The organism is Halomonas sp. 111 (assembly GCF_052379685.1).
GTDB classification, from domain to species: Bacteria; Pseudomonadota; Gammaproteobacteria; order Pseudomonadales; family Halomonadaceae; genus Vreelandella; species Vreelandella citrativorans.
The window spans coordinates 51,208-62,065 of sequence record NZ_JBQSYV010000024.1 but is presented as its reverse complement, the minus strand read 5'-3'; the positions used below and the strand labels follow the sequence as shown (position 1 = coordinate 62,065).

Genomic DNA, 10,858 nt, shown 5'->3' with positions numbered 1-10,858 from the left:
TTAATACTCCGGTTTATGCTATAACATCAAGTGGCTTGCAAAAAGCTTATACACATTGGTTTACTGAAATTATACCTAGATTAGCAGCTTATGAAATATTAAAAGAATCTATCTCATCGGAAATTAAGCTCTTATTAGATGAAAATATTACAGATTATCAGTTGGAAATGTTGAGTGTTCTAGGGTTTGAAGATTCTGATTATATTTTTCAGGGTGCTGATAAAATCATAGAGCTAGGTGAGGTTTATATTCCTAGTGCAGTAGGTCTATACAAATTTCACGAAGAATGTTTAGGTATATACGATAAGATGGTTGCAGGATTTGATATTTCTAAAGTCAATCCTAATTACATAGGCTTAGGTGATAAAATTTTTCTAAGACGGAAAAAGTTAGCTTTCCGGCGTTCATTAATAAATATTGATGAACTTGCAGATATTGCTGAAAGTAATGGTTTTTTTTCGATTGCTCCTGAAGAAATGAATCTCCATGATAAAATTTATGTCTTTTCAAAAGCAACTTATTTAATAGGAGAGGCAGGAGGGGGAATGTCAAATATATTTTTTTCAAACTCTAACAGGGTATTTATTCTCGCTTCTGATGCATTTTCTTCTCCAATTTTTACTAATATTAGCGCTTTAAGAGATATACGTATATCTTATTTATTTGGATGTTCTTTACAAGCGACAAGCAAGAAACATGATAATAACTCAAATTTTGTTATATCGCAGCAAAGTTTTAAGAAGTCATTATTGAAATTCCTAAGCGAGTAAGCTCTATGAAAAGTCTTGTTATTGATATTGATGATACTTTGTCTTTTAAAAAAGAAGATGGCTATGAAAATGCTTTAGTCAATTATCCACTGCTCGAAAAATTGAACTTATATCGACAGTCTGGTTTTCGTATAATTCTTTATACTAGTAGGAATATGAGAACATTTGCAAGTAATATTGGTGAAATTACAGCGCACACTTTACCAGTGCTAGTTACATGGCTCGATAAAAATGAAATTCCTTATGATGAGATACACATTGGAAAACCATGGTGTGGCTACGAAGGTTTCTATGTCGATGACAAAGCCGTAAGGCCGGATGAGTTTGTTAATTTGTCTTATGAAGAGTTGAGGGCTTTAACGAGTAAACCAAATGATTCTGATTAATTCAGCTGGTTATGTTGTTCCTGAACTGCAAGTAGAGTATGGAAGAGTTCCTGCTTGCATGATACCGCTTGGCAACCAACTACTATTGCAGCATCAACTGCGTATTATTGAAGAGAGTGCAATATCTAATCAACGCATTACTCTTTCATTGCCATATACCTATGAGCTTAGAGAATCAGATAGATTGCTTTTTGAGTCTAAAAATATTTTCATAGTTCGTGTGCCTGACGAATTTACCCTTGGAGAGTCTATTCTCTACGTGTTAAATTCAACTGGTACAGTCGATGATGAATTATATATGCTTCACGGCGATACTTATCTTGAACGATTTCCAGGTAAACTCGATGTTGTCGGTGTTAGTAAAACTACAGACAATTATAATTGGCAGCTAGAAGAGTACGATGAGAATAGTGAACTCATCTGGTGCGGTTTCTTTTCCTTTTCGCGAGTTAAAAAATTTATTCGAGCATTAGCTTTATCACATGGTAATTTTGTTGATGCTATAAAATCGTATAGTCTCGAAGCCAATACGTGGTTATACCGCATTGAAGATTGGTTCGATTTAGGTCATTTGAATACTTATTTTAAATCTCGGGAAAAAATTACGACACAACGTTCTTTTAATGATTTAAATATTGGTAACGGCAAGGTTGTTAAAAGTGGTCTGCCTGTACAAAAAATTCGTGCTGAAGGCCAGTGGTTTCAGAATTTACCTGCCGATCTTAAAAAATATATACCTCAATTGATGGCTATTAATGATGACGGTCATGATGAGGTTAGCTATAGTCTTGAGTATTTAACTCTCCCTCCATTAAATGAAGTATATGTTTATGGCCTTAATCCGCCATTTTATTGGAAGAAAATATTCTCTTTAGTCAGTGATCTTTTTTCTGATTTTCGTCATCATATAACTGATTTTCAATCTTTCAAAGAGCCTATAACTAACGATTTTGAATCGCTTATCCGGGAAAAAACCTATAAAAGGTTGTCCCAGTTTGCTAAAACAAATATTTTTGATCCATCACGAGAAGTTAGTTACAATGGCTTTTTTTTAGGAACCTTAGAGTCAATAGCATCAGAATGTATTGAGCGAACGCTTAAATTGCCTTGCTTTCCTGCTTGGGTTCATGGCGATCTTTGCTTTAGCAATATGCTGTTTGATTCACGTTCAGATAGTCTAAAAGTTATTGATCCTCGTGGTATTAACGATCAAGGACAAATTACTGTATACGGTGATCAGCGTTACGATTTAGCCAAGCTTTCTCATTCTGTTGTGGGGATGTACGACTACATTATCGCGGGTCGATATCGGTTAAATGGATTTGATGCCATGGATATGAGTATTGATTTCGATGCTAGTGAGCGTATGCAGAAAATTCATAGCTTATTTTTAAGCACTAATTTTATTCCTGGTTTGCCCACACGTGATATCCAGCCTTTAGTAGTTCTTTTGTTTTTATCAATGCTACCGTTACACGCGGATCGACCGGATCGCCAGAAAGCTATGATCGCAAACGCGTTACGTTTGTATGCTGAAATAAAGGAGACGCGGAGATGATTGTCATTCCTATGGTTGGTGCTAGCAGCCGTTTTTTTAAAGCCGGTTACGATATGCCAAAGTATCAATTACCTCTGTGGGGTGAGACGGTATTCTACTGGGTCATGCATTCATTCTCAAATTACTTTGATAAGCAATCATTTTTATTTATTGTTAGGGATGATTATGATTCAAAGAAGTTTGTCGAAAAAGAGTCTTATCGGTTAGGAATTATAGACTTTTTAATCGTTACTCTTGATAGCATGACGCAAGGTCAGGCTGATACCGTGGCCCAGGGAATGAAAGAGGTTAATACTCAAGAGCCAATTACTATCTTTAATATCGATACATTACGTTATAATTTTGAGCTTCCAAACTTCGTGAATGAATGTGATGGTTACTTAGAAGTATTCCGTGGTGAGGGAGATCATTGGTCATTTGTAAGGCCTGGATCTGAATTAAAGGCCTTACGAACGACAGAAAAAGAACGAATTTCTGATTTATGTAGTAATGGACTTTATCATTTTGCAACTAAGGAGCTTTTTCTTTCAGCTTTTAAAGATGCTACTGAGAATAATATAAAGTCTAAAGGTGAATATTATGTTGCTCCTTTATATAATTATTTGATCAATTTAGATAAGGATATTCGCTACTTAGAGATATCTTTGTCTGACATTGACTTTTGCGGTACTCCCGATGAGTATCAGGCACTTGTTAAACGTGAACCTAAAGAATATTAAGAGGAATGTAAATTGAGTAACGAATTTAAAAACGATAGTTTGAGTAATTCTCTACCATTTGCTCTATTTGGTGGAATTAATGTTCTTGAGTCACGTGATATGGCTCTGAAGGCTTGCGAACATTACGTTGAAGTGACAAGGAAATTATCAATACCTTACGTATTTAAAGCCAGTTTCGATAAAGCCAATCGCTCTTCTATCCACTCTTACCGTGGCCCCGGCTTGGAAGAGGGCATGCGCATTTTTGAAGATGTGAAAAAAGAGTTTGGCGTGCCGGTGATTACCGATGTTCATGAACCTTGGCAGGCGGCCCCTGTAGCAGAGGTCGTGGATATTCTTCAGCTACCGGCCTTTCTTGCTCGCCAAACAGATTTGGTCATGGCATTGGCCAAAACAGGCAAGCCCATCAACATCAAGAAGCCTCAGTTCCTGAGCCCTGGGCAAATGGTCAATATTGTCGAGAAATTCAAGGAAGCGGGTAATGATCAACTGATGCTGTGTGACCGCGGCACCAGCTTTGGTTACGACAACCTAGTGGTGGACATGCTGGGCTTTGGCGTAATGAAAGACACATGCGGCAATTTGCCCATTATCTTTGATGTAACCCACGCGCTCCAGCAGCGTGATCCGCTGGGCGCCGCTTCCGGTGGCCGCCGCAAACAAGCACTTGAGCTTGCACGTGCCGGTATGGCGGTAGGTATTGGCGGCTTGTTCCTTGAGGCCCACCCAGATCCGGATAATGCCAAATGTGATGGCCCCAGTGCATTGCCGCTACATCTTTTAGAGCCTTTCCTTACTCAGATTAAAGCTATTGACGATGCTGTGAAGGCAATGCCAGCACTGGAAATCGATTAAGGAGTTGGCTGTGTCTGAATCACGCCGTGTGGCATTGGTAATTCCTGCGCGTTATGGCTCAAGCCGCCTGCCGGGCAAGCCTTTGGCCGATTTGCTGGGTAAGCCGATGGTGCAATGGGTTTTTGAGAAGGCCCAGCAAGTCCCTTCGGCCGATACCGTTGTTGTGGCTACTGATGATCAACGCATCGTAGAAGCAGTAAAAGCTTTTGGCGGTAATGTCGTACTCACCTCACCGCATCATCCATCCGGTACTGACCGGTTAGTAGAAGTGATGGCGCAGGTAGAGGCTGAGATCTACATCAACCTTCAAGGCGATGAGCCTCTTGTTCGCCCTGAAGACGTGGAACAGCTTGCTCAAGGCATGCTGGCGGATGACAGGGTAGACGTAGGCACGCTGTACCATGCAATTGATGATGAAGAAGCTCAAAACCCTAACGTCGTTAAAGTGGTACTGGGGCATGAGGGTAATGCGCTTTATTTTAGCCGTTCACCGATTCCTTATCCTCGAGAAAAAGAGAAACATCCAGGCTTTAAAAAGCATGTAGGTGTGTATGCCTATCGTCGGCGTATTTTGGAGCAGTATGCGCACCTGCCTGCGTCTGCGTTGGAGCAGACAGAGCAACTGGAGCAACTTCGCTTGTTAGCCGCTGGCTTGCGTATTCGTGCCTTTGAAGTCGCGCCCACTGGCCCAGGGGTAGATACGCCTGAATGCCTAGAGAAAGTGCGTGCATTGTTGGAAGGCAAGCCATATTCGCCAGTTTCACCGCTGGCAAACGTCAAGCTGCTGATTACCGACGTAGACGGTGTGCTCACCGATGGCAGTATTTTTTACGATGCTACGGGTGAGTGCTTAAAGCGTTTTCACGTTCGTGATGGGCTGGGTATGCGGCTTCTGGAAGAAAGCGGCATTCGCGTGGCCGTGCTTTCAGGACGTAATTCAGCAACATTGCGCAAGCGTGTCGCAGACCTAGGTATTGAGCTTTGTGCGTTTGGTGTAAAAGATAAATATGCCGCCTGCCTGGATTTAATGCAGCAAGCTGGTGTCACTCCAGCGCAAACGGCATGCATAGGCGATGATTCTATTGATTTACCTGCCTTTGCTGCTTGTGGGCTTTCCTATGCCGTGGCGGATGCGCCCAGCTATGTGAAGCAAAAAGCGACCGGCGTGTTGACCTTGGCCGGCGGGCAGGGGGCACTTCGTGAGCTGGCTGATGTCATACTTACGGCACACGGCAAAGCCGAAGTTTTTAATACAGCAGAGGGTTTCCGCTCAGTTTCAAGTGGGGCTGCCCAGTAACGTGAAAGAAAAGGAATGTAATCGCATGTCGAGTATCAGTGTCGGTAAAGAGGTTTTTCAAGTTCAGGCTCAGGCATTGGAAGCAACGGGCAACCGACTGGATGGTGCTTTCGATAACGCTGTGAACATGGTTCTTGAAACAGCAGGGCGTGTTGTTATTTCAGGAATGGGAAAGTCGGGCATCATCGGAAATAAAATAGCGGCCACGCTTGCATCTACCGGTACTCCCAGCTTCTCTGTTCATCCTGCTGAGGCCTATCACGGCGATTTAGGCATGTTCACAGCTGCCGATGTCGTTATTTTGATTTCTTATAGCGGTGAAACCGAAGAAGTTATTCGGTTGATTCCCTCTCTGCGCCATTTCGGTGTAAAAACCATCGCCTTGGTGGGCAATCCTGAGTCTACCTTGGGGCGCAACTGCGATTTAGTGCTGGATGTTTCTGTCGAGCGTGAAGCTTGTCCTAATAATTTGGCGCCTACTACGTCAACAACTGTGGCATTGGCAATGGGGGACGCACTCGCAGTAGCACTTATAGAAAGGCGTGATTTTAAACCGCATGATTTTGCGGTCTTCCATCCTGGTGGCAGTTTAGGCAGACGTCTTTTAACCCGTGTAAAAGATGTAATGCATACCGAGCTACCCATTTGTGCTCCCCAAGACAACATGAAAGAAGTCATTATGACAATCACCCAAGTTGGGCTTGGTATTGCGGTAGTGGTTGATAGGGGGGAAATTAAGGGTGTTATTACAGACGGTGATTTACGTCGTGCTCTTTTCAATTACGATAGCTTCGATGGGCTGAGTGCTGCAAACGTTATGACGCCGACCCCCTTAACAGTAAATGAAAGTGAAATGTTTGCAGATGCAGAAAATATCATGCTGAGAGCTAACGTCACCTCTTTACTTGTTGTTAGTGAGGATAGTGCTTTAAGTGGGGTGTTAAAATTGCAGGATGCTGGTCGCGTAAATTAATATTGAACAATATCGTTAATACAAAAGGTCAACAGTTCGTTGGCCTTTTTTATGGGATAAAGTCTGTATGAAAATTGCCGTTGCCGGTACGGGCTATGTGGGGCTTTCCAATGCCATGCTGTTGGCACAGCACCACGACGTGGTCGCGGTGGATATTGTGCCTGAAAAGGTTGAGTTGCTGAATAACCGCCACTCTCCGATTGAAGACGCTGAAATAACAGCGTTCTTGCAGCGTGACGATCTGCGTTTTTCAGCCACGCTGGATGCCGAGCAGGCCTATGCGGATGCGCAATTTGTCATTATCGCTACCCCTACCGATTACGACCCTCAAACAAATTATTTTAATACGCAAAGTGTTGAAGCGGTGATTGAGCAGGTGATGCGTATTAATCCCCAGGCGGTTATGGTGATTAAGTCCACGGTGCCCGTGGGCTACACTAAGGGGGCCTCGGCACGCTTTAATACGCAAAACCTTATTTTTTCGCCGGAGTTTTTGCGCGAAGGCAAAGCGCTTTATGACAACTTGCATCCCTCCCGCATTATTGTGGGCGAGTGTTCCGAGCGTGGCGAAACCTTTGCTGCGCTTTTAAAGCAAGGGGCGGCGGCTGAACATATTGAAGTATTACTGACTAATAGCACGGAAGCCGAAGCAATCAAGTTGTTTGCCAATACCTACCTCGCCATGCGGGTAGCGTACTTTAATGAGCTGGACAGCTACGCAGAATCCCAGGGGCTGAATACCAAGCAGATTATTCAGGGCGTTGGCCTAGACCCGCGTATTGGCAACCACTACAACAACCCAAGCTTTGGCTACGGCGGTTACTGCCTGCCCAAGGATACCAAGCAACTGCTAGCGAACTACGCCGATGTGCCGAGTAACATGGTTCAGGCGATTGTAGATGCCAACCGTACGCGCAAGGATTTTATTGCAGAGTCGGTACTGCGTCGTAACCCTTCTGTGGTTGGCGTGTATCGTCTGATTATGAAAACAGGGTCGGATAACTTTCGCGCCAGTGCCATGCAGGGCGTAATGAAGCGCATTAAGGCGAAAGGTATAGAAGTGGTCGTTTATGAACCGGTATTAGAAGAAGATAAGTTCTTCGGTTCAGCCGTTATGCGTGATTTAGCGGCGTTTAAAGAGAAATGCGATATTATTTTAGCAAATCGCATGGTGCCAGAGCTTCAGGATGTGGAAGCCAAGGTATATACCCGCGACCTGTTTGGCAGCGATTAAGCGTATATCATGCGGAGTGCTTCAATCGTAGTGCGCGGTAAGCGAAGCGCACCCGCAGCGGCGGCCCGGCGCAAAGCAGCGCACCGCGCTGCCGGGGTAGGCCAAGGTGGCACATCCGGGCGGCTGGCGCCGCCTTTCGCGGGTGCCGCAGGCTCGTTCCTCGCCTTTGTTACCGCGCGCTACGATTTGCTATATCGATACGAAATGGTTCATGTAGTGCGCGGTAAGCGAAGCGCACCCGCAAAAGCAGCGCACAGCGCTGCCGGGGTTGACGTTGGGTGCCCATGTACGGGCGGCTCTGGCACCGCCTCTCGCGGGTGCCGCAGGCTCGTTCCTCGCCCGCGTTACCACGCGCTACGATTTGCTATATCGGTGCGGAGTGGTTCATGTAGTGCGCGGTAAGCGAAGCGCACCCGCAGCGGCGGCCCGGAGCAAAGCAGCGCACCGCGCTGCCCGGGGTTGGTGTTGGGTGCCACGCCCTAGCGCCTCAATATATCAGTAACCAGCAACAGGCCGTCACGTTTGGCAGGCTCGGCAGAGCAACGATTAAGCTGATTAGGAAGATGTTTGTATGGAAGCGATTATAAATGCATTTTTTGACGAAATTCCCGATGCCAATGTTGCCAAAGAACGCGTCGCCTTTGGTACTTCTGGCCACCGTGGCCGCGCAGGTGAACGTACCTTTAACGCTGCGCATATTGCTGCTATTACTCAAGCCGTGGTGGATTTTCGGCGTGAGGCAGGCTACCAGGGCCCGCTGTTTCTAGGCTTCGATACCCACGCGCTTTCCAGGCCAGCCTGGGAGTGTGCACTGCAGGTATTGGTGGCTAACGACGTACCGGTATTGGTTGAAAAAGGCCACGGCTATACCGCGACGCCGTTGGTTAGCCACGCCATTTTGCAACACAACGCGTCCAACGCAGCGTTGGCCGACGGTTTGATTATTACGCCGTCGCATAATCCGCCTGAAGATGGTGGTATTAAGTACAACCCCGCCCACGGTGGTCCGGCCGATACCGACGTGACATCGTGGATTGAGTTACGTGCCAACGCGTACTTGCTGCGCGAACTGGACGATGTGCCGCTTGTTTCTCTAGAAGAAGCACTTGCCCATGCGCAAGAGTACGATTTTACCGCTCATTATGTGGCAAGCCTGAACAGCGTTATCGATATGCAGGCTATTCAGCGGGCAGGCCTGCGCCTGGGGGCCGACCCGATGGGCGGCACTGCGCTGCCCGTATGGCAGGCGGTTGCAAAGCACTATGCGCTGACACTGGAGGTAGTCAATACTCAGGTGGATGCGTCCTTTGCGTTTATGCCGCCCGACCACGACGGTAAAACCCGTATGGATTGTTCAAGCTCGGCGGCGATGGCGAATCTGTTAACGGTGAAAGACCGCTTCGATATCGCCTTTGGCAACGACCCGGATGCCGACCGCCACGGCATTGTGGATGCCAATGGCTTGATGAACCCTAACCACTTTTTAGCGGTGTGTATTGATTACCTGATGACGCATCGGCCTGAGTGGGCGGCGTCGCTAAAGATTGGTAAGACGCTGGTATCATCTTCCATGATCGACCGGGTGGTGGCATCGCATAATCGTGAGCTTTATGAAGTACCGGTTGGATTTAAGTGGTTTGTCGAAGGCCTGCATAAAGGGTGGTTGGCCTTTGGTGGCGAAGAAAGTGCTGGCGCCAGCCTGCTAACCCGCGATGGTGCAGCGTGGTCAACCGATAAAGACGGTATCGCGCTGTGCTTGCTGGCAGCAGAGATCTTAGCCGTTACCGGAAAGACGCCAAGCGTTTACTACCGCGAGTTGACCCAGCGCTTTGGTGAGCCTTGCTATAAACGAGTCGATACCGCTTGCACGCCTGAAGAAAAAGCGGCTTTCAAAAAGCTGAACAATGACAGCGTGACGGCACAAACACTGGCAGGAGAGGCGATTACCGCTGTGTTGGTGACAGCGCCCGGTAATGGGGCGAGCATTGGAGGTATCAAGGTGACCACCGAAAACGGCTGGTTCGCTGCACGTCCCAGCGGCACAGAATCGCTCTACAAGGTATATGCTGAAAGCTTCAAAGGCCCTGAGCATTTGGATGCGTTAATTGAAAGTGCTAGGGCGTTGCTTTCGGCTATTTTATAGCGCGTTACCCGCCAGCAGGTGGCGCCCGTTACGAAATGAAATAAGGAAATAAGTCATGAGCCAGGTGCGCAAAGCGATTATCCCCGTCGCCGGTTTTGGTACGCGGTTATTGCCTATTAGCAAGGCTATCCCCAAGGAAATGGTGCCTGTTGTGGATCGCCCCTTAATTCAGCACGTCATAGAGGAAGCATTGGCCGCTGGCATTAGTGAGATTATCCTGGTGACACGTTCAGGTAAATCGGCGATTGAAGACCACTTTGACGCCCATGTTGAGCTTGAGGATGCACTGGCTAGCAAAGGAAAAGATGCATTGCTGGAAACGCTTGCAGCCATTGCCCCGCCAGAGCTTAAAATTACCAGCGTGCGCCAGGCAAACGCTAAGGGCTTGGGGCATGCGGTTTTTTGTGCCGCGCATTTGCTGGGTGACGATGAGCCGTTTGCGGTTATCCTTCCGGATGTGTTGGTAAAGCCCCAGCCAAGCAGTAATACCTGTGATCTGGGGCGTATGGTGGAGCTTTGGGACGCCAGCAACGCTGCGCAAATTATGGTGGAAGCCGTGCCCCAGGAAGACGTTTATCGTTATGGCATTGTTGACTGCGATGAGCCCAGCGCCGGTGAAAGCGCGAATATGCGCGGCGTGGTCGAGAAGCCCAAGCCCGAAGACGCGCCTTCACGGTTGTCGGTCATTGGCCGGTACATTCTGCCGTATCGGGTTATGGAGCTTTTACGCGACCAGCCGCCTGGCGCTGGTAATGAAATTCAGTTGACTGATGCCATTGATCGCTTAATGCAGGAAGGTCAGCAGGTCCAGGCGTTCCGAATGAAAGGGCGCACCTTCGATTGCGGCCATATTGAAGGCTGGCTGCAAGCGAATAACACGCTTGCCCGTGAAGCGGGCTATAACCTGTAAGTTAGCACGCATA

Annotated in this window: 10 protein-coding genes; all 10 read left to right on the top strand. The window is 46.8% G+C overall.

Annotated elements, in window-relative coordinates:
* Positions 1-770: glycosyltransferase family 61 protein (locus ACT3T7_RS16280; protein WP_444631596.1), on the top strand; the 770-nt coding region annotated here is incomplete at its 5' end.
* A 5-nt stretch (positions 771-775) separates the two neighbouring features.
* Positions 776-1,156 carry a capsular biosynthesis protein gene (locus tag ACT3T7_RS16275; protein ID WP_444631595.1) on the top strand — a complete coding sequence of 127 codons (381 nt, stop codon included), beginning with the start codon at positions 776-778 and terminating at the stop codon, positions 1,154-1,156.
* On the top strand, positions 1,143-2,714 hold the full coding sequence (locus ACT3T7_RS16270) for a hypothetical protein (RefSeq protein ID WP_444631594.1): 1,572 nt from the start codon (positions 1,143-1,145) through the stop codon (positions 2,712-2,714). Before ACT3T7_RS16275 ends, ACT3T7_RS16270 begins: the two co-directional genes overlap by 14 nt.
* Positions 2,711-3,433, top strand: coding sequence for a glycosyltransferase family 2 protein (locus ACT3T7_RS16265; RefSeq protein ID WP_444631593.1), 723 nt, complete (start codon positions 2,711-2,713; stop codon positions 3,431-3,433). Before ACT3T7_RS16270 ends, ACT3T7_RS16265 begins: the two co-directional genes overlap by 4 nt.
* A gap of 12 nt (positions 3,434-3,445) precedes the next feature.
* Positions 3,446-4,288, top strand: coding sequence for a 3-deoxy-8-phosphooctulonate synthase (kdsA, locus tag ACT3T7_RS16260; protein WP_444631592.1), 843 nt, complete (start codon positions 3,446-3,448; stop codon positions 4,286-4,288).
* 10 nt (positions 4,289-4,298) lie between these two features.
* A complete protein-coding gene (kdsB, locus tag ACT3T7_RS16255; RefSeq protein WP_444631591.1) occupies positions 4,299-5,585 on the top strand; it encodes a 3-deoxy-manno-octulosonate cytidylyltransferase in 1,287 nt (428 codons plus the stop codon).
* Positions 5,586-5,610: 25 nt separating this feature from the next.
* A complete protein-coding gene (locus ACT3T7_RS16250; protein WP_444631590.1) occupies positions 5,611-6,558 on the top strand; it encodes a KpsF/GutQ family sugar-phosphate isomerase in 948 nt (315 codons plus the stop codon).
* Between the two features lie 67 nt (positions 6,559-6,625).
* Positions 6,626-7,792 carry a nucleotide sugar dehydrogenase gene (locus ACT3T7_RS16245; RefSeq protein ID WP_444631589.1) on the top strand — a complete coding sequence of 389 codons (1,167 nt, stop codon included), beginning with the start codon at positions 6,626-6,628 and terminating at the stop codon, positions 7,790-7,792.
* Between the two features lie 571 nt (positions 7,793-8,363).
* Positions 8,364-9,935 carry a phosphoglucomutase (alpha-D-glucose-1,6-bisphosphate-dependent) gene (gene pgm, locus ACT3T7_RS16240; RefSeq protein ID WP_444631588.1) on the top strand — a complete coding sequence of 524 codons (1,572 nt, stop codon included), beginning with the start codon at positions 8,364-8,366 and terminating at the stop codon, positions 9,933-9,935.
* Positions 9,936-9,990: 55 nt separating this feature from the next.
* The gene (locus ACT3T7_RS16235) at positions 9,991-10,845 is read left to right on the top strand and encodes a UTP--glucose-1-phosphate uridylyltransferase (protein ID WP_444631587.1); all 855 of its coding nucleotides are present in this window, start codon (positions 9,991-9,993) and stop codon (positions 10,843-10,845) included.
* The last annotated feature ends 13 nt before the right edge of the window (positions 10,846-10,858 follow it).